Origin of the sequence: Chitinophaga vietnamensis (genome assembly GCF_902167635.1) — a bacterium.
Taxonomy (GTDB): domain Bacteria; phylum Bacteroidota; class Bacteroidia; order Chitinophagales; family Chitinophagaceae; genus Chitinophaga; species Chitinophaga vietnamensis.
In genome coordinates, this window is the sequence record NZ_CABHMS010000003.1 from 476,126 (window position 1) to 494,910 (window position 18,785).

The following is an 18,785-nucleotide window of genomic DNA, read 5'->3' on the forward strand; positions in this document are numbered from 1 at the left end:
ATTCTCATCGAAATATTGAACCTGGATTTTTCACCGCTACATAAGTCGCAGGGTATTGATCGGTAAGGGGAAGAACAATAGACGGAGGTTCGTTGGATGCAATAATACAGGTATATTTTGGATCTGCCGGCAAGCAAGACTTTCCTGAAGGTAGGCTTAAACGCCATTTCATACCGTCTGTTGTCAGTTCACCAAAGTAAATATAGGCGGTATCTGTTGGCTTACGAAAAGCAAAAATAACACCACACAATAATATTAACATAAATAAGCCATGTTGTCGAAGGAAATTCTTTCTCATAATGGTATAGTTATGGGTTACAAATAGAAGCGGGTTTCACTTAAAGAGAAAGGAAGTTAGAGATAACTACTGCAATAACGTTGCATAGATAAATAAGATGCCGGAATACTATCGTAGAAGCATTCCGGCACATAAGTACGACTAATTATAGATGAAGGCGTTACCGCTTATGATCGTATAAGTAGCCGGAAATGAATTGGTCAGAGCCAATACTGTCGACTGCGGTTCACTGGATGAGATAAGGCATGCAAACGAGGAACTGGTACTGCAACTTTTCCCGGAGGGTGCAGTGAGCTGCCATTTAACTCCAGAAGTAGTCCATACGCCATAGTAAAATGATGCCGCACGCGCTTTTTTTGCATCTGCAAAAGCCCCGCCAATGCCAATGAGCATTATGAGGCAAAACATTGAAAGATTTGTCTTTGTCATGGTTATAATTTATTAGATTAAAGAATAATCACGCTTTTCCCGCGTAAGGAGAGTAACAGGCCATCGGATGAAAGGCCCTGGAAGTTCATGGTGGGTAAAAACAAACTGGCACCTGCAAAAGCAGATGAGACATATGCATAGGGGCACCACGGAGAATGTGGCATTTGCTAGATGACCGGTTTTCATTCAGATACTCTAAGTTGGCAAAGTTGGTATTCTGTAAAAACCATTACCACAGCACTGCTGTGGTAATGGTTTTAATGTGTTAGTTGTAAATAAAAGCATTGCCACTAACGATGGTATAAGTGGCCGGAAATGAGTTGGTCAAGGCCAGGACCGTTGCCTGCGGCTCATTTGAGAAGATAATACAGGCAAGAGCAGATGCGGTATTACAGGATTTTCCACTGGGAGGTGCGAGTTGCCATTTCAAACCGCCGCCAGTAGCAGTGCCATAGTAAAGCGTGCCACGTGCACCAGGCCTCGCCTTCGCAAACGCCGCCCCAACGCCAATCAGCAATACCAGCAAAAATAATCCGGGTTTTACATTTTTCATGGATCAAAGGTTTTATGGGTGAATAATAAATTCCTTCTTCCTCTCAATAAAATACCCCACCAACGCCGCCACACATCCCCCTCCGCTCAGCAGCAACTGTTTCGGCCACGACTCCAGTTTAATGATACCACTACAAGAGCAAGGCGTTCTCGGAAAGAGATGTAATAATATCGCAGCGGCATAAGCCGCATACAGGAATAAGAGGCCGGCAGCCGCCAGCAGGGCGGATTTGCGGAACCTGTCGTTGGTAAGAAAAAAGGCGATGATCAACCCCGCCGGCGGCAATACCCAGATGAGCACGGATGATAGTAATTTAGGCACTGGTTGCGCATACATATCGTGTTGGTATATCTCCCACTCAAACCACCTGCTGAAGCAGGCATATACGAAAAAGAGCGCGATCAATACAGCGATGCCCTTGGCATAGTATTTCTTCATAGAGTTTCCTTCAAATTGCGTACATACCGCTTTTTTCCGCAAGGTAATCGCATCGACTGCGACCCCACTGCGTTATATATGCAGTACCTTATTAACAGTAGCCCAGTTGCGGGTGGTAGCCACCGTTTTCAGTTTCTTTTCTAAAAACATATTGGTAAATACCGGCTTCTCCATCTCCTTATGACTGGCAATGTATACTTCCCGGTTGTGGAAATAAAAGCGTTCCTGCTCTGATTGAAACGCCAGGAAGGCTTCCTGCAGCGCCTTTGACGGCGCCTCATGCAGAAAGGCAATATAAAGTTTACGATCTTCCGAGGGCTGGATAGTACCATAAGGATGATGCGCCACTACCGCCTCCATTTCGGCTGTGCTGCGCAGAAATACGTTCACCGCATATCCCAGGTCGCGCTCCAGGCGCGCATGTATCTTTTTCAGAAGCAGCTGTTCATCTGCCTCCGGCGACTCAAAAATCACGTTGCCGCTTTGGATATAGGTCTTTACCTGCTTGAATTTAAGGGCCTCGAACATGCCGCGCAGGTCCTCCATTTTAATGATCTTCTGCCCGCTCACATTGATACCTCTCAACAGCGCGATGTACCTCGTCGTCATAGGATGTACTTTTTACGAGGCTAAAAATAAACAAAACCATTAGAATGCCACAGGAGATCAGGGCAAAATATCCGAGGGTGTGCAGACTCCTATCGTTCACGCCTGTACGAAAAACACTGTGCAGCTGCGCGCCCGCCACGATTGCGCCTATATAGCCAAAAGTACGGTAGAGCCCGAAGGAGATGCCTTTCTGCCCGGCCGGCGCAGCTTCATTCAAAGCCGCCTGGTTGGCAATGATATTGGTACCGATGGCAAGGCCCAGCCATACGATCACGATCATTAATAAATACAGGGGCGTGCTGCTGTGCAGCCATACGAGGGCCAGACTGCCCGGAATAATGGTGCACAGCCCCCACAAGGTTTGCCGGGTAGTATTGGCGCTGCGCGATATCACCATGGCCACCACGGCCGAAGTGAGCGACATCGGCAACAGCATCAAACCGGTATTGGCGGGTTTCACATGGCGCATGGTCTGTATCCATTGCGGCAGCGCATATAACAGCTGATATAATACATAGTTGGTTGCCGCGGTGCGCAGATAAACGAGCAAGATGCCCGGCCGCTGCCGGAACAATGTGAGCACACCGCCGGTTTCCCCGGGCGGCACGGGAAATAACGTAGAGCCGTTACCGTTATCTTCCGGAATAAAACGGGAACTGTACAAGCCAGCCAGCACCCAGGGGATATTAATAAAGAAGATGCCTTTCCAGCCCATGTACTGCGAGAGAAGGCCTCCCAGCACAGGCCCCAGCACCATGCATACCTGGCTGGATACGGCAATAACGCCCAATACATTACCGGGCACGCCCCGCCCTTCGGCGGCATAACGGCGGTGAAGAATGGCCATGGCAGAAGGGTAGGCAGCAGAAGTGCCCAGGCCCAATATCACTCTCGACACCACCAGCCATCCGAAAGAAGGGGCCGCCATACCAACAACAGCGGCCGCCAGCACTAACACAAAACCCAGTGTGTTGATACGTTTGGGAGAATATAGATCGGCCAGCCAGCCCATGACTGGCTGTCCGATCATAGCAGTAATATACAGCGGCGTTACCAACAACGCGCCATCGGCAACATTCCGGGCAAAGGCATTGCAGATGGTGGTGAGGGCAGTGGCCAGCATGGTGGAGTTGAGCGGGTTCATCATATTGCCCAACACCAGCGGCGTCATGAAACGCAGGGTAGTGGCTTCCGGACGGCGCATGACCTAAAGTTTGGCAATGATATCGGCGGCAGTGCCCAACTCGCCGAGTTTGGGAAATATAACCTGCATGCTGCTCTCGTGCGCCTGCGCGGAACGGTCTGTGATAGCGTCTGTGGCAAAGCTCACATGGAAGGCGCGCATGTGCGCATCGCGCGCTGTGCCTTCCACGCCCATGCTGGTGGCTACGCCGCCAAGCACGATCTGCGTGATGCCTTTTGCGCTTAATATTTCCTCGAGAGGGGTCTTGTAAAAGGCGCTCCAGGCCTGTTTGGTAACATAAATATCGTCCGGCCGAGGGTCCAGCTGGGGCGCTATCTTAACGAAGGAACCATCCTGCATCATCTGTATCATCTGCGGTGGCAGCGGCTGGCGCGGCTCCTGCGTGCGCGCCTGGACCCAGGGAGCGCCGGCGCTGTTCACACTTACAAATACTACCGGGCGTTGCTTGCGACGGAATGCGGCCACCAGGGCGGCGGCGCGGTCCAGGATACCTTCAATTGGGTGTAGGGCAGGCAGGCCTAATATCGGCGCCTGCAGGTCTATCAATACCAGGGCGCTGGTGCTGTCAATTGTGGTGATCATCTTGTTATAATTATTTGATAAAGTAAACTACTAAGTTTGCCTTACAAAATTATAACTTCTTTTTTAGATGAGAAAATAAAAAAGCGGATGTATCTTTTGATACATCCGCTTTTTTTAAAGGGACCGATTTATATCCTTATCTTTTCTTTGGTTTACGCTTTTTCGGCTTACCATATTTCAGCTGCATCTTTTCTTTATGGCTGATCTTGCGGTTCACCTTTTTATTTTTAGCGAGCTTCTCATGGAAGGCGGGGCCTGCGTCTTCGCGCTTGGGCGCCTTTACGAGCGTGTTGCGCATATGCACTTTCGGTTGCTCGTCTGCGGTGAGCACATCAGAGATCACCAGGCCTTCCGGCAGCGGGGCTTCCGGGATATTGTAATTCATCAGCGACTCGATAGCCTCCAATTGCGGTATTTCGGAATCTTTGGTAAGCAGGATGGCGATACCTTTCTTATCAGCACGACCGGTACGGCCAATGCGGTGGATATAATTTTCCGGCGCCTCCGGCGTATCGAAGTTGATCACATGGGTTACTTCAGCGATGTCCAGACCTCTCGCGATGATATCCGTTGCAATGAGGAAACGGTAAGCGCCGCTCTGGAACTGGTTCACCGTATTGAATCGGTGATTCTGTTCCTTGTTTGAATGGATGATGCCCACCTTCTCCGGAAAGCGCGCGCTGAGCGGCTCATAGAGGTCGTCGGCCAATTGCTTGGTGCTGGCAAAGATCAAAGTTTTGGTCATGCTCTCATCAGTCGAGATAAGCTGTTCCAGCAGATTGATCTTGGTATTGAAGTTCGGCACGCGATAGATGCGCTGGTCGATGTTTTCCAGCGGGGTGCCCGCCGGCGCAGCTTCTATGCGTGCAGGATGATTGAAATGCGTGTTGATGAGCTGTTCCACTTCTTCCGTAATAGTAGCGGAAAAGAGGAGGTTCTGCCGGCGCTCGGGCAGCAGATCAAGTATATTGGTGATCTGTGTGCGGAAGCCCAGGTTCAGCATCTCATCTACCTCATCTATTACCAGCCGCTTGATAGATTTCACTTTCAGTGCGCCGCTGAGGATAATATCGTATAGGCGTCCGGGTGTGGCCACCAACACGTCTGTTTTATTTTGCACAGCGGCCATCTGCGGGTTCATGTTCACGCCGCCGTAAACGCCCAGCACTTCCACATTCATATAGGTGGTCAGTTGCTTCACTGCCTCCACCACCTGCACCACCAGCTCGCGGGTAGGCACCATGATCAGTATCTGGGGATGTTTCTCTTTGGTAAATTTCCACAACCGCAGCAATGGCAGCAGGTAAGCAAAGGTTTTACCGGTACCGGTTTGCGCTATGCCGCACACATCCTGGCCGGACATAATCACAGAAAAGGCGCGCTGCTGGATGGTGGTAGGCTGTTGAATGCCCAGGTCGTCCAGCGCATTCAATAAAGGTGTATTCAGATTTAATTCACGAAAACTCATACGCAAAGGTAGTTACGAATTACGAATTAAGAATTACGGATTTGTGGGGAGATATTTTGCGGAAGAAGCAATAAGTGAAGCATGTTAAGGCTACCGCCCTTGAAGCGCTTCGAGCGCTTCAAGGGCTTCTTCCGCAAATATCTCCCCACAAATCCGTAATTCTTAATTCGTAATTCATAATTATTTTTACAGCATAAATATCTCATATGGCGCTCCTGAAACACATTAACCCTTTTTCCAAACAGAACAATGATACCGGCTTCGGTGTGAATGCTACCGGCTATGGCGGCCGCTTCATCAACCGCGATGGCACTTTTAACCTGCGCCGCGAAGGGCGCCCGTTCTGGGACCGTTTCAGCGTATACCACATGCTGCTGTCGCTGCCGGCCTGGCAATTCGCCTGTATGATACTGGCCTTTTATTTTTCTATCAACCTGTTCTACACCGGCATCTACTGGCTTATCGGGCCGGAACAGCTGCAAGGGGTGATCGGCAAAACCACCTGGGAGAAATTCAAAGAGCTGTACTTCTTCAGCACGGAAACCTTTACCACCGTGGGTTACGGACGTGTTAACCCCGTGGGCGACGGCGCCAACTTCGTAGCGTCGATCGAAGCCATGACCGGCTTCCTCTCTTTTGCAATCGCCACGGGTCTTATCTACGGGCGTTTTTCCAAACCCCGCGCACACCTGCTCTTTAGTGAAGACGCCCTCATCGCGCCCTTCAAAGGCGCTACAGCACTGATGTTCCGCGTGGCCTCCTACAAAGAGCATCACACGCTCACAGATGTAACGATACAAGTCAATCTCGCCCTGCTCGTGGAAGAAGACGGCAATTTCGTATATCGCTATTATGATCTTCCCCTGGAAAGAAGAAAGGTGGAAAGCCTCTCCATGAACTGGACCGTGGTGCATCCTATTAACGAAGAAAGCCCGCTGCTCGGGCTTTCAGAAGAAGATATGAGGAACGCAGACGTGGAAGTATATGTAACGGTAAGAGGATTCAATGATATCTATTCCAATATCGTGCAGCAACGGACCTCCTATACCTACCACGAGATCCGCCACAACCGCAAGTTTGTACCGATGTACCGCGAAAGCGATAATGGCCGTACCACCATCCTCGAGCTGGACAAAATCAGTCTCTCCCGGCCCGTGGAATAATCATTAGTGCTGACGGTCCAAACGGCCGTCAGCACTGATGATCAATAAACCGATATACGTAAATACCCCGTTAATGATCAGCAGCTCCAGTCCGATCTGGAACTGCCCAAAAAATACCGATTGGTATTTATCGAGGATAAAGCAGAGGATCGGCGATATCACGCATACCACCGGCACCAGCCGGTCCTTGACCTGCCGCTTCGTAAGTATACCAAATGCAAATAAGCCGAGCAGCGGACCATAAGTATACGCGGCCACTTTCAGGATCACCCCGATCATGCTCTGGTTATCGATCCATTCAAACACCATCACAAAAAGCAGGAACACGAAAGCCATACCTAAGTGTATGCGCTGGCGGATGCGTTTCTGTTGCGCCGGCGTCCAGTCTTTCCGGCGCTGCATACCCAGGATATCAATACAGAAAGAAGAGGTGAGGGCCGTCATGGCGCCATCAGCGCTGGGGAACAGCGCAGAGATGAGCGCAATAATGAAGATCACGGCGATCACCGGCGGCATATGATGAAGCGCCAGCTCCGGGAAGAGCTTATCACCTTTGGCGGTCACCTGCTGCTGCGCACCGTACAGGTGCAGCAAACCGCCGAGGAAGAGGAACAGCCCGATCACCGCCATCATAATGAAGGCCAGCGATACCATATTCTTTTTGGAATCACGCAATGTTTTTACGGAGATGTTCTTTTGCATCATCTCCTGGTCGAGGCCCGTCATCGTGATGGTCACGAAAGCCCCGGCCAGTATCTGTTTCACGAAGAACAGGCTGCTGTTGGGATCTGTCACAAATATTTTGGTGAGGCCCTTTTCCTGCATCGCGCTGATGCTCTCGCCAAAGCTGAGATGCATGGTATGCAGGATATAAAATACACAGATCACCAGCCCGGCCAGCATACAGGTGGTCTGTAACGTGTCCGTATATACGATTGTTTTTACGCCGCCCTCGTAGGTATACACGAGGATCATCAGGAGGATGATCAGGGTGGTGACTACAAACGGCACATGAAAATTCTGGAGGATCGCTTCCTGTAATATTCTCACCACGAGGAACAGCCTGGCAGTGGCGCCCAGCGTGCGGGAGAGGATAAAGAAAGAGGCGCCCGTTTTGTAGGAGGTCATCCCGAAACGGGTGTTGAGATAATTATAGATAGAGGTTAATTGCAAACGGTAATACAATGGTATCAGCACAAAAGCAATGGTGAGATAACCGATACAATATCCCAGGGTGATCTGGAAATACGTAAAGGCCTTGGTGCCTACGTCGCCTGGAACGCTTACAAAGGTAACGCCGCTCAAAGAAGTACCGATCATCCCGAAGGCAACCAGCATCCAGTTACTGTTACGGTTGCCAATGAAAAAGGACTCATTGTTGGCATTGCGGCCGGTGTACCAGGCCACTATCAGCAGTATGACAAAATAGGCGACTACAAATGAAAATAACAAGGCTGGCGACATATATCCAATTTAATGAAGCACCAAATATATGGAATAGGATTTATCTTTTCTATCATTCTTCCCGCCAGTAAAGTATTTGCTGTGGTCAAACAAATAATTTGCTTTTGTCAAATTATATTACAATTTTTGTTGATAAACAAATACCTATGAATTCCTTTCACGATGTGGCGGGAGAGATCCACCATTTCAACCGGTTTTATGCGGAGGTAGCCGAACGGCTGGATGATCATCTTGCCTCCGTTAAATTATCACTGACAGAAATGCGGGTGTTGAAAGAATTATCGGCCATTGAAAAGTGTACGGCGGGTCAACTGGCGGCTGCCACCCGTACCGATGGCGGGTACCTTACCCGTGTAACGCGGGCGATGGAAAAACAAGGGTTGATCTCACGGCAGCAATCACGGATGGATGCGCGCAGCTTCTTTTTACAGATCACAGCGGAAGGGCGGCAGCAACTGGCCATCGCGGAACAGGCCACCGGCGCCGGCATACGCCGCCTGCTGGAGCCCTTGCCCGAACCAAAGCAACAACAGCTGGCTGCCTCCATGAAAGCCGTGAGACAATTGCTCTCGCCGGAAACGGCCGCCCTGCCTGAAGTACACTTCCGTTACCAGTTGCAACCCGGCGATGCCGGTTTCCTGATCCATCTGCATGGATCGCTCTATGCCGCTGAAACCGGCTACAATCTTGCCTTTGAAACAGATACCTGCAAAACGGTACATGAGTTCCTGTCGAGCTATTCCCCCGCGAAAGACCGTATCATCCTGGCAGTAGCCGAAGGTCGTATAGTCGGCACCGTAGCCGTGCTGGCATCCTCGCGCCACCTGGCGCAGCTGAAGTGGCTGCTGGTACATCCCGATTTCCGGGGACAGGGACTGGGCAAACGTTTGCTGTCGGAAGCCATCTCTTTCTGTAAAGAAAAAAACTACCAGCATATCTATCTCATGACCACCAGCCTGCAAGCCAGGGCCATCGCGCTGTACAAACAGGCGGGCTTCCGCCGCAGCGGCGAAAAGTATATGCAGTTATGGGGACAGCAGCTCTATGAGCAGCGTTATGATATGGATCTCAGCGGCGCTTAATAATATTTATGCAATAGCACGATCTGACCGAGATGATAGGCATCATGCTCGCAAAGGCCCTGCAGGTAATAGATCGCGCGGTTATCGGTGCCGGGGAAGGTCTCGAACAGCTTATCCTCCGGGAATTTCCGGATGGTGTCTGTCACCGTTTTAAAAGAGTGATCCAGGCGGTGCAACGTAGCCTTCCAGTTCTCCTCTCCATGATTATCGGGCATGTAGAAATCCGGCAGGTCGCCATCCTGCTCCGGCGCCTCATTATAAATATAGCGCTGCACGCGCTGATGCCAGTAAACAACATGGTTCACGATCTGCCAGATACAATTCGACCCTTTGACGCGTTGCACAGCCTGGAAGGAATTAATACGCGTGAGATGCTCCTTGTAAGTCACGCCGATCCAGGGCTCCCCGTTATAAAGACTTTCCAGTGAATCAGCGATATGGTTTGTAAATGACATAAATTGAGGTTTGGAATTACGTTATTCGTAATTTACAAAATAAACATCGTTATGAATCAACAGGAACTGGAAAACAATAAAAATGAAGATGCCATCCGGATGGCTATCAGTACAATGAAGCAGCGCCTGGGAGTGATAGAGCAGGGCGGCGGAAAGAAGAGCCTCGAGAAAGTAAGACAGCGGGGCAAGCTCACCGCAAGGGAGCGTATCAACTACCTCATTGATAAGGACAGCACCTTCACCGAAATTGGCGCCTTCACCGCCTATGATATGTACCCCGAATACGGCGGATGCCCCGCCGGTGGCACCGTTGGCGGCATCGGCTATGTAAGCGGCCGCCAGTGCATGATCGTTGCCAATGACATGACTGTAAAGGCCGGGGCCTGGTTCCCGCTCACGGGCAAAAAGAACCTGCGCCTGCAGGAGATCGCCATGGAAAATAAATTGCCCGTGATCTACCTGGTAGACAGTGCCGGCGTATTCCTGCCCATGCAGGATGAGATCTTCCCCGACAAAGAACACTTTGGCCGCATATTCCGCAACAATGCCCGCATGAGCGCCATGGGCATCACACAGATCGCCGCCGTGATGGGCAGCTGTGTAGCCGGCGGCGCCTACCTGCCTATTATGAGCGATGAAGTGCTGATGGTAGAAGGTAACGGCTCTATCTTCCTCGCCGGCCCTTACCTCGTGAAAGCCGCCATAGGAGAGGACGTAGATGCTGAAACACTCGGTGGCGCCGTTACGCATACCGAAATATCCGGCATCGCGGATTATAAATTCAAGACCGATGAAGAGTGTCTTGATCGCATCAAACAGATCGTATCGAAGATAGGACATGCCGCCACAGCGGGTTTCGACCGTATCAAGCCGGCGCCGCCACAGAAGCCGGTAGAAGAGCTGTACAGCGTGCTGCCTGCCGATAGTTCCCGTCCTTATGATATGCTGGAAGTAATCACACGTATCGTTGATGATTCTGTTTTTGATCAATACAAGCAAGATTATGGCAAGAGTATCCTCTGTGGCTATGCCCGCATCGATGGGTGGGCAGTAGGTATCGTTGCCAACCAACGCAAGATCGTGAAGAGCCGCAAAGGCGAAATGCAGATGGGTGGCGTGATCTACAACGACAGCGCCGACAAGGCCGCGCGCTTCATCATGAACTGCAACCAGAAAAAGATACCCTTGGTATTTTTACAGGATGTTACCGGCTTCATGGTGGGCAGTCGCAGCGAACATGCCGGCATCATTAAAGACGGCGCCAAACTGGTGAATGCCGTATCCAACTCGGTAGTGCCGAAGATCACGATCATCATCGGTAACTCTTATGGGGCGGGCAACTACGCCATGTGTGGCAAGGCCTATGATCCGCGTTTCATCTATGCCTGGCCTACGGCCAAGATCGCGGTGATGGGTGGCGAACAAGCCGCCAAAACATTATTACAGATCCAGGTGGCCTCTCTCAAAGCCAAAGGAGAAACCATCACGCCCGAAGCAGAAAGCAAGCTGCTGGCCGAGATCACAGAAAGATACAACGCGCAAACCACCCCTTATTACGCCGCCGCCAGGCTCTGGGTAGATGACATCATCGACCCGGCAGACACACGCTCACGCATATCCGAAAGTATCAAAGCCGCCAACAACGCACCCATAGAAAGCGCATTTAATGTAGGCGTATTTCAGGTGTAAATATTTATGGATTTATTGATTTACGGATTTATGGATTGTATTGGTGTTTTGTTGTTTTGTCGTTTTGTTTTTTATCTTCACACCCTTAAACAATAAAACACCAATACAATCCATAAATCTGTAAATCAATAAATTCATAAATATTTTGTCGGAACTAATCATATACACAGATGGGGCCTCCCGTGGAAACCCCGGCCCGGGCGGATATGGCGTTGTGCTCATCTGGGGGAACATCAGGAAGGAACTCTCGCAAGGCTACCGTAAAACTACTAATAACCGTATGGAGCTGCTGGCCGTGATTGTGGGGCTGGAAGCGCTTAAAAAAGATGGCGTGCCTCTCACCATCTATACCGATAGTAAATATGTAGTGGACAGCATCGAAAAAGGATGGCTGTGGAGCTGGGTGAAAACCAATTTCAAAGACAAAAAGAACAAAGACCTCTGGTTACGTTTCATACCATTATACCGCAAGCACCGCGTGACCATGAAATGGGTGAAAGGACATGCCAGCAACCCTTTCAATAACCGCTGTGATGAACTGGCCACTGCAGCCGCCGACAGCGGCAACTGGCTGATCGACGAAGGTTTCGAAAGCGGTAACGCCTGAAATTTTACAGAACCATTCCACCCGGATATTTGTAGTATATGCGAAACCTTATTGCTCGCTTATGCTCACCTGGTTGATCGCTACATTACAGAAATATCCGGAAATAGCCGTGATGCTCACCCTCATGATCGGATTCCTGATCGGCAAGGTGCATATCAAAGGATTTACATTGGGCACCGTTACGGGCGTGCTGCTGGTGGGTATCGCCATCGGCAGTTTTCATATAGCCATTCCCGGTAGTGCCAAATCTATCTTCTTTCTTTTCTTCCTCTTTTGTACCGGCTACGGTATCGGGCCGCAGTTTTTCCAGGCCCTGCGGAAAGATGGCCTGCCACTGGCATTGTTCTCTTTCATCGTCTGTTGCAGCAGCCTGCTCTTTTGCTGGGGCATCGCGTCGCTGCTGCGTTTTGATGTAGGCACTTCCGCCGGACTGATGTCCGGCGCCAATACCTGCTCCGCCATCATCGGCGTGGCATCCAATACCATCAATGATCTCAACCTGGCCGCAGATGAAAAGACAAGGCTGATAGACCAGATACCCGTGGCCTATGCCGTCACCTATATTTTTGGTACTGCGGGCACCAGCTGGTTCCTGTCGGTGATAGGTCCCTGGTTTATGTCGGGCAGCCGTGCAAAGCTGATCGAGCAAACAAAAGAAATGGAAGCGCAGATGAATGATAATGCCGCAGAGGAAGAGACGAGCATCAGCAATGCCTACGACCAGGCGGCTTTCCGGGCTTACCTGATCAATGGAGAGTTGGCCGGCCGCACGGTGCGCAACGTAGAGCAGATGTTGCACGATAAAAAAAGAGCGCTTTATATTTTGCGGATACGCCGAGCCGGCGCCCTCATGGAAACCAGTCCGGACTTCATTTTGCAAACCGGCGATATCATCGCGGTAGGAGGGCAGCGCATCTCTGCTATCGGGTCCGACAACCTGCTGGGAAAGGAAGTAGCAGATGTAGGACTCCTTACTTTCCCGGTGCAGGATATTACCGTGGTGGTCACTAATAAAGCGCTGAGAGGCCGGCCCATTCATACCCTGGTCAAACATCCGGATTTTCATGGCATCAGCGTACGTAAGCTCACGAGGGCCGGCATTGAAATTCCTTTGTCTTATCTCACCGTGCTGCAAAAAGGAGATGTATTGCAACTGGTGGGCATCCAGGAGGAGCTGGACAAAGCCGTATCGCTGCTGGGTTACAAAGAACGCTCGGGAGTGGAAACAGATATCGTTTATCTCGCCGGAGGTATTGTTGCCGGTACCTTGGTGGGCGCCTTGACCTTTCACGCCGGCAATGTGCCGATAGAATTAAGCACCAGCGGCGGCGCGCTGCTGGCGGGCCTTTTCTTTGGATGGCTGCGCGGTTTGCGGCCCACGTTTGGATATATCCCGCCCGCATCGCAATGGGTGCTGACCAAACTGGGCCTGCATGTGTTCATCGCGATGGTAGGACTTACCTCCAGTGAAGGCTTCCTGACAGGGCTGAGAGAAAAAGGCCTGACACTTTTCCTGGCGGGCGCGGTCCTGAGCTTATTACCCATGGTGGTGGCGCTTTTCCTGGCGAAGTATGTTTTCAAATTCCATCCGGCAATTGGATTGGGCGCCTGCGCAGGCGCGCATGACGAGTCGGCGCCATTGCTTGCGGTACAAGATGCCTTGAATAGTAAAGTGCCCGCGCTGGGCTATACGGTGGCGTATGCCGTGGCCAATATTACGCTCACCACGAGCGGCGTTATCATTGTCCTGCTCATGTCCCGTTCATAACAAATCGATTAAATTTTTAACTTTTCTTTTGTAGATTGAATCCTATCCACTAGCTTTGCGTCCCATTAGTCTATAGGAATACTAGAGTATAATTGAATCACATGAAAGGAAGCCGTTTTATGACATGTTTTTACCAACCAGTCCACATCTGCCAGCAGCTTTGTTGTTGTAGCTTCATCCGAATGTGTAGCTGCTGATTTTACTGCGTACTGTCACCAGGAACAAGAAAAGTATTAATGGGAATCATCGCTAAATACCTGCATCAGCAGGTACCTGTTTCGTTTTGCCATTTTCAGAATAAACCAATCATCTTCAACACCATCTTATGTTACAGAGATTTATTATCCTCTTATGGCTGTTCGGGCCGCTGGCTGCATTCGCGCAGACCCGCACGGTAACCGGCACCATTTTATCCGCCAAAGAAAAAGAACCGCTGCCCGGCGCATCTGTGGTAGTAAAGGGAACCACCAAAGGCGTTGTATCCGGCGCTGATGGCAAGTTCCACTTAGAGATCACCGATCCCGCCGCCACTACGCTGGTGGTAAGTTACATCGGCATGCAATCGCAGGAGCTGCCCATCAGCACGGCGCCGTTGACCATCTTATTATCTTCTTCCGGAAAAGATATCGATGAAGTAGTGATCGTCGCATATGGCACCGCGAAGAAAAATTCCTACACCGGTTCGGTATCGCAGATCAAAGGAGAGGAGCTGGCCAACCGCCAGATCTCCAGCGTATCGAAAGGCTTGCAAGGCCTTGCAGCCGGCGTGCAGAGCTCCTCTGCCAGCGGCCAGCCAGGTACAGACGCTACGATCCGCATCCGTGGTATCGGCTCTGTGAATGCCTCATCTGATCCGCTGTATGTGGTAGACGGCGTGCCCTATGGCGGTAATATCAATGCCATCAGCCCCTTTGATATTGAGTCTATCAGTATCCTCAAAGACGCCTCTTCCAGCGCATTATACGGCTCCCGCGGCGCTAATGGCGTGATCATCATCACCACTAAAAAAGGAAAGATCAATGGCACCAACATTGATGTGCGCGTAAGCCAGGGCTTTTCCAAAAGAGCCGTGAAAGACTATGCACAGGTTAGTACCGACGATTACTTCCGCCTCTATTGGGAATCGCTGCGTAACACCGCCTTGCTCAATGGCCTCTCCGCCTCTGCAGCTGCGGCATCCGCCAGCAGCAACGTAGTGAGCGACCTTGGCATCAACCCTTATGGCACCGCTTTTCCACAACCGGTGGGCACCGACGGCAAACTGGTATCCGGCGCACATGCGCTCTGGAACGACGACTGGAACAAAGCCATGCAACGTACCGGTCAACGTACCGAAGCAGATGTAGCCATCAGTGGCTCCACTGAAAAAACACGCTACTATCTCTCCGGTGGTTATCTCAATGATCAGGGCATCTATCTCGGCTCCGGCTTCAAACGTTATAACGTGCGCGCCAACTTTGATGTGGATGCAAAGAAATGGCTGAAAGTAGGCCTCAACCTGGGCGGCGCTCACTCTGATCAACAAGCGCCTCCATCTGAAGATAGCCGCTCCGATAACTATATTAACTACGGTCGTTTCACACCTTCATTCTACCCGGTGTACCAGCGCGATCCCGCCACTGGCGCATATTTGCTGGATGCCAGCGGGAACAGGATCTTCGACTACGGTGCTTACCGCCCCGATGCGATCAATCCCAGAACCAACCTGGTACAAACTTCCGGTATTGATAAACATAACCAGACCCGCGATGATATCTCCGTACGTGCATACGGCGAAGCTACCATCTGGCGCGGTCTGAAATTTAAATCCAGCTATAATGCAGATTATGCGGCCCGCCTTACACACGACTATACGAATCCGCTGCTCGGCTTCGACGCCGCTGTGGGCGGTACTGTAGACCGTGCCAACTACCGCACTTTCAGCTGGACTTTCAACAACCTGCTCACCTATGAGCAGCTCTTCAATGAGAAACATCACATCAGCGTGCTGGCCGGACAGGAAGCCTATAAATTCACCTACACTTTCACAGATGGCAGCCGCTCCGGCTTCCCCGTGATCGGCGTGGATGAACCTGCAGATGCCTCCCTGCTGCAGGATTTCACAGGCTACTCCGATAACTATACGCTTTCCAGTTATCTCGCCAGAGCAGAATATGATTACAAAGGAAAATATTTCTTCTCCGGATCATTGCGTACTGACGGCTCTTCACGCTTCGCACCAAACAGGCGCTGGGGAACCTTCTGGTCGCTCGGCGCTTCCTGGAAAATTACAGAAGAAGACTTCCTCAAAAATTCTTCTTTCTTTAATCTCCTCACGCTGAAAGCCAGCTACGGCGCACAAGGTAACGACAACCTCGGCAGTTACTATTATTACATGCCGCTGTTTGTAGTGAACAGCAACCTGGGCGAAGGCGGCGTATACCGTAACAAGATCTACAACAAAGACCTGAAATGGGAAACGAACCTCAACCTCAATGTGGGCGTGGATTTCGCCATACTGAATAACCGCTTGAGCGGTACCGTGGAATTTTTCCAGCGCAGCTCCCGCGATCTGCTGTTCTCCCTGCCTAAGCCGCCATCTACCGGTTACGGCGCCATCGATGCCAACATCGGCGCACTGAGAAATACCGGCGTGGACCTCACGCTCCGCGGCGTTCCTGTACAGACGAAGGATTTCAGCTGGGTAGTGGATTTCAATATCTCTCATTACAAAAACAAAGTGACCTCGCTGCCACAGGGTGATATCATCGTAGGTACCAAGAAATTATCTGTCGGTCATTCTATCTATGATTTCTACCTGCGCGACTGGGCAGGTGTGGATCCGCAAACGGGCGCACCACGCTGGTACACCACCGGCGCTGACGGCAAACGCACTACCACCGGCACTTACAGCTCTGCTACACAGTACTATTCCGGCTCTGCATTGCCCGATGCGATCGGAGGTTTGACCAATACCTTCAGCTATAAAGGCGTGTCGTTGTCGTTCCTCTGGGCTTACAGCCTGGGTGGTAAAATACTTGACAACGATTACCCCTGGCTGATGCACCTTGGCTCTGCAACCGGCCGTGCATGGTCTACCGAAATACTCGACCGCTGGCAGAAACCGGGCGATGTCACCAATGTTCCCGCGCTCAGCACTAATACCAGCACCTGGACCAGCGCGTCTACCCGCTGGCTCTACGACGCTACCTATGCCCGTCTCAAGAACCTGAACCTGAGCTACACCTTCCCGAAATCACTGATGCAACGCGCGCACATCCACAATCTCGTGGTGTACGTACAGGGAGAAAACCTTATCACCCTGTATAAACACAAAGGGATGGACCCTGAGCAGTCGATCGATGGTGTTACCTATTATCGTTACCCGGCTATCAAATCTTTATCTGCCGGTATTAACCTGAGCTTCTAAAAATAATATCATGAAAAAGAACAGATCAATCATACTCACGATACTTTCTGCTACGCTGTTGTCGGCGTGCAGCAAGGACTTCCTTGACCAGAAGCCTACCAACGCCGTTACGCAGGATCAGGCATATGCTACCGCAGATAACGTAGAAACGGTGATCAACGGTACCTGGGCTTATATGATGGAAACATTTTTCACCTACTCCGTACCAGGATATACCTCCATCGCCCGCGCCAGCGATGCGATGGGCAGCGATGTGGCAGTGACCACCAAATACGGTTTGCGGGATGCTTATACATTTGTGGAGATGGCAGACCCTACTAAAAACCGTGTGAACGCTTACTGGACCATCCTCTACAAAACGATCGATAACTGCAATGGCATCATCGCCAACGTAGATAAAGCTACCGGCGATGAAAGCCGCAAGCAGCGCCTCAAAGGCCAGGCCCTGGCCTTACGCGCCAACAGCTACCTGGTGCTGGCGTCCTTCTATCAGTTCGGTACCATCGTAGATCCGAATGCGAAGGCAGTGCCCATCTACACCGAGCCTGCTACGGCTAACACGCCAGGCAAGCCCAGAGCTACTATCAAACAGGTGTACGATCAGGTGATCGCCGACCTGCTGGCCGCAGAACCGCTGCTGCAAGGCTATCAGCGCGATCCCGGCAAAAAGCATAAGATCGATATCAATGTAGTGGAAGGCCTGCTGGCAAGAGCTTACCTGCAAACACAGAACTGGAGCAAAGCGGCGGAGAAGGCTGTACTGGCCCGCGCCGGCTATCCGCTCATGTCGCAGGACGACTACCTCAAAGGATTCAACGATGTGAACAATGTAGAATGGATCTGGGGGCATGCGCAAACGCCCAACCAGAGCACCGCGAGCTACAACTTCCACTTCCTGGATGTGTCATCTCCCGGCTCTTACTACTACAGCTTCATGGCCGATCCTTTCTTCAAAGATTTCTTTACTAACGGCGACGTACGTACGAAATTATTCCAGTGGGATACCTTGCCATCCAGGGAAGGTTACCTGCGTTACCAGAAGTTCCGCTTCCGCGACCAGCAGGCATTGATCGGTGATTTTGTGTTGATGAGAACAGCGGAGATGTACCTCATCGAGGCGGAAGGCAATGCCCGCGCGGGCAACACCGCCGCTGCGGTAACCAGTCTCAACACGCTCCGGCAGGCGCGTGGCGCCTATCCTTATGTACAAGGCAGCGGCAGTCTTGTTGATACCATCCTCGTTGAAAGAAGAAAAGAATTATGGGGAGAAGGATTTTCGCTTTCAGATATCATCCGCACCAACGGCACCGTGGTACGCAAGCCATTCACTTCCTGGAATGGCGGCGATAGCACTATCGTAATCCCGAATGGCGCCGGCGGTAAAAGGATCAGGATACGCGGTCATCGTACCCTCAAATTCCCTGATGGTACGGCTTTCAAGCCACAGAGCCCATACTATCTTTTTAGTATTCCAGTCAGCGAACAACAGAATAATCCGAATTTGAACAAGTAATAAATATTTAGGGATTTTTTGATTTACGGATTTATTGATTTAATTGAAGCGGAG

Annotated in this window: 16 protein-coding genes; 7 read left to right on the forward strand and 9 right to left on the reverse strand. The window is 51.0% G+C overall.

Annotated features, from left to right (window positions below; translation table 11 throughout):
• Positions 1–4: 4 nt before the first annotated feature.
• The 7 genes from FPG75_RS10050 to FPG75_RS10080 form a co-directional block, all read right to left on the reverse strand.
• Positions 5–298, reverse strand: coding sequence for a hypothetical protein (locus FPG75_RS10050; RefSeq protein WP_143306646.1), 294 nt, complete (start codon positions 296–298; stop codon positions 5–7).
• Positions 299–992: 694 nt separating this feature from the next.
• A complete protein-coding gene (locus FPG75_RS10055) occupies positions 993–1,280 on the reverse strand; it encodes a hypothetical protein (protein ID WP_143306647.1) in 288 nt (95 codons plus the stop codon).
• A gap of 12 nt (positions 1,281–1,292) precedes the next feature.
• A complete protein-coding gene (locus tag FPG75_RS10060; protein ID WP_143306648.1) occupies positions 1,293–1,718 on the reverse strand; it encodes a MauE/DoxX family redox-associated membrane protein in 426 nt (141 codons plus the stop codon).
• A gap of 72 nt (positions 1,719–1,790) precedes the next feature.
• Positions 1,791–2,327: a DUF1697 domain-containing protein gene (locus FPG75_RS10065; RefSeq protein ID WP_143306649.1), complete on the reverse strand. Its 537-nt coding sequence runs from the start codon at positions 2,325–2,327 to the stop codon at positions 1,791–1,793.
• Positions 2,266–3,531, reverse strand: a complete 1,266-nt coding sequence (locus tag FPG75_RS10070) for an MFS transporter (RefSeq protein WP_143306650.1) — start codon at positions 3,529–3,531, stop codon at positions 2,266–2,268. The genes FPG75_RS10065 and FPG75_RS10070 overlap by 62 nt, the downstream gene beginning before the upstream one ends.
• Before the next feature lie 3 nt (positions 3,532–3,534).
• Entirely contained in the window at positions 3,535–4,113 is a 579-nt protein-coding gene (locus FPG75_RS10075; protein WP_143306651.1) for an isochorismatase family cysteine hydrolase, read from the reverse strand.
• A 136-nt stretch (positions 4,114–4,249) separates the two neighbouring features.
• Positions 4,250–5,581, reverse strand: coding sequence for a DEAD/DEAH box helicase (locus FPG75_RS10080; protein ID WP_143306652.1), 1,332 nt, complete (start codon positions 5,579–5,581; stop codon positions 4,250–4,252).
• A gap of 206 nt (positions 5,582–5,787) precedes the next feature.
• Here FPG75_RS10080 and FPG75_RS10085 point away from each other — a divergent pair, with 206 nt between their 5' ends.
• Positions 5,788–6,744 (forward strand): ion channel, encoded by a 957-nt coding sequence (locus FPG75_RS10085; protein ID WP_143306653.1) that lies wholly within the window; start codon positions 5,788–5,790, stop codon positions 6,742–6,744.
• 3 nt (positions 6,745–6,747) lie between these two features.
• Here FPG75_RS10085 and FPG75_RS10090 read toward each other — a convergent pair whose 3' ends face one another.
• On the reverse strand, positions 6,748–8,208 hold the full coding sequence (locus FPG75_RS10090) for a sodium:solute symporter (protein WP_143306654.1): 1,461 nt from the start codon (positions 8,206–8,208) through the stop codon (positions 6,748–6,750).
• 146 nt (positions 8,209–8,354) lie between these two features.
• On the opposite strand from FPG75_RS10090, the gene FPG75_RS10095 reads away from it, so the two are divergent.
• On the forward strand, positions 8,355–9,290 hold the full coding sequence (locus FPG75_RS10095) for a bifunctional helix-turn-helix transcriptional regulator/GNAT family N-acetyltransferase (RefSeq protein ID WP_143306655.1): 936 nt from the start codon (positions 8,355–8,357) through the stop codon (positions 9,288–9,290).
• Here FPG75_RS10095 and FPG75_RS10100 read toward each other — a convergent pair.
• A complete protein-coding gene (locus FPG75_RS10100; protein WP_143306656.1) occupies positions 9,287–9,745 on the reverse strand; it encodes a DinB family protein in 459 nt (152 codons plus the stop codon). The two genes, FPG75_RS10095 and FPG75_RS10100, sit on opposite strands and share 4 nt — an antisense overlap.
• Before the next feature lie 51 nt (positions 9,746–9,796).
• Here FPG75_RS10100 and FPG75_RS10105 point away from each other — a divergent pair, with 51 nt between their 5' ends.
• From FPG75_RS10105 to FPG75_RS10125, 5 genes are all read left to right on the forward strand, one after another.
• On the forward strand, positions 9,797–11,434 hold the full coding sequence (locus tag FPG75_RS10105) for an acyl-CoA carboxylase subunit beta (protein WP_143306657.1): 1,638 nt from the start codon (positions 9,797–9,799) through the stop codon (positions 11,432–11,434).
• Positions 11,435–11,579: 145 nt separating this feature from the next.
• Positions 11,580–12,041: a ribonuclease HI gene (rnhA, locus tag FPG75_RS10110; protein ID WP_143306658.1), complete on the forward strand. Its 462-nt coding sequence runs from the start codon at positions 11,580–11,582 to the stop codon at positions 12,039–12,041.
• Positions 12,042–12,102: 61 nt separating this feature from the next.
• On the forward strand, positions 12,103–13,809 hold the full coding sequence (aspT, locus tag FPG75_RS10115) for an aspartate-alanine antiporter (RefSeq protein WP_143306659.1): 1,707 nt from the start codon (positions 12,103–12,105) through the stop codon (positions 13,807–13,809).
• 325 nt (positions 13,810–14,134) lie between these two features.
• Entirely contained in the window at positions 14,135–17,218 is a 3,084-nt protein-coding gene (locus tag FPG75_RS10120; protein ID WP_143306660.1) for a SusC/RagA family TonB-linked outer membrane protein, read from the forward strand.
• Positions 17,219–17,228: 10 nt separating this feature from the next.
• Positions 17,229–18,731 carry a RagB/SusD family nutrient uptake outer membrane protein gene (locus FPG75_RS10125; protein ID WP_143306661.1) on the forward strand — a complete coding sequence of 501 codons (1,503 nt, stop codon included), beginning with the start codon at positions 17,229–17,231 and terminating at the stop codon, positions 18,729–18,731.
• Positions 18,732–18,785 lie beyond the last annotated feature (54 nt).

Excerpts from the sequence above, each read along its gene's own strand:
- FPG75_RS10075 (WP_143306651.1), bottom strand. The coding sequence starts at position 4,113 with ATGATCACCACAATTGACAGCACCAGCGCCCTGGTATTGATAGACCTG.
- FPG75_RS10090 (WP_143306654.1), bottom strand. The coding sequence starts at position 8,208 with ATGTCGCCAGCCTTGTTATTTTCATTTGTAGTCGCCTATTTTGTCATA.
- FPG75_RS10085 (WP_143306653.1), top strand. The coding sequence starts at position 5,788 with ATGGCGCTCCTGAAACACATTAACCCTTTTTCCAAACAGAACAATGAT.
- FPG75_RS10100 (WP_143306656.1), bottom strand. The coding sequence starts at position 9,745 with ATGTCATTTACAAACCATATCGCTGATTCACTGGAAAGTCTTTATAAC.
- FPG75_RS10105 (WP_143306657.1), top strand. The coding sequence starts at position 9,797 with ATGAATCAACAGGAACTGGAAAACAATAAAAATGAAGATGCCATCCGG.
- FPG75_RS10060 (WP_143306648.1), bottom strand. The coding sequence starts at position 1,718 with ATGAAGAAATACTATGCCAAGGGCATCGCTGTATTGATCGCGCTCTTT.
- FPG75_RS10050 (WP_143306646.1), bottom strand. The coding sequence starts at position 298 with ATGAGAAAGAATTTCCTTCGACAACATGGCTTATTTATGTTAATATTA.
- FPG75_RS10125 (WP_143306661.1), top strand. The coding sequence starts at position 17,229 with ATGAAAAAGAACAGATCAATCATACTCACGATACTTTCTGCTACGCTG.
- FPG75_RS10055 (WP_143306647.1), bottom strand. The coding sequence starts at position 1,280 with ATGAAAAATGTAAAACCCGGATTATTTTTGCTGGTATTGCTGATTGGC.
- FPG75_RS10080 (WP_143306652.1), bottom strand. The coding sequence starts at position 5,581 with ATGAGTTTTCGTGAATTAAATCTGAATACACCTTTATTGAATGCGCTG.
- FPG75_RS10120 (WP_143306660.1), top strand. The coding sequence starts at position 14,135 with ATGTTACAGAGATTTATTATCCTCTTATGGCTGTTCGGGCCGCTGGCT.
- FPG75_RS10070 (WP_143306650.1), bottom strand. The coding sequence starts at position 3,531 with ATGCGCCGTCCGGAAGCCACTACCCTGCGTTTCATGACGCCGCTGGTG.
- aspT (WP_143306659.1), top strand. The coding sequence starts at position 12,103 with ATGCTCACCTGGTTGATCGCTACATTACAGAAATATCCGGAAATAGCC.
- FPG75_RS10065 (WP_143306649.1), bottom strand. The coding sequence starts at position 2,327 with ATGACGACGAGGTACATCGCGCTGTTGAGAGGTATCAATGTGAGCGGG.
- FPG75_RS10095 (WP_143306655.1), top strand. The coding sequence starts at position 8,355 with ATGAATTCCTTTCACGATGTGGCGGGAGAGATCCACCATTTCAACCGG.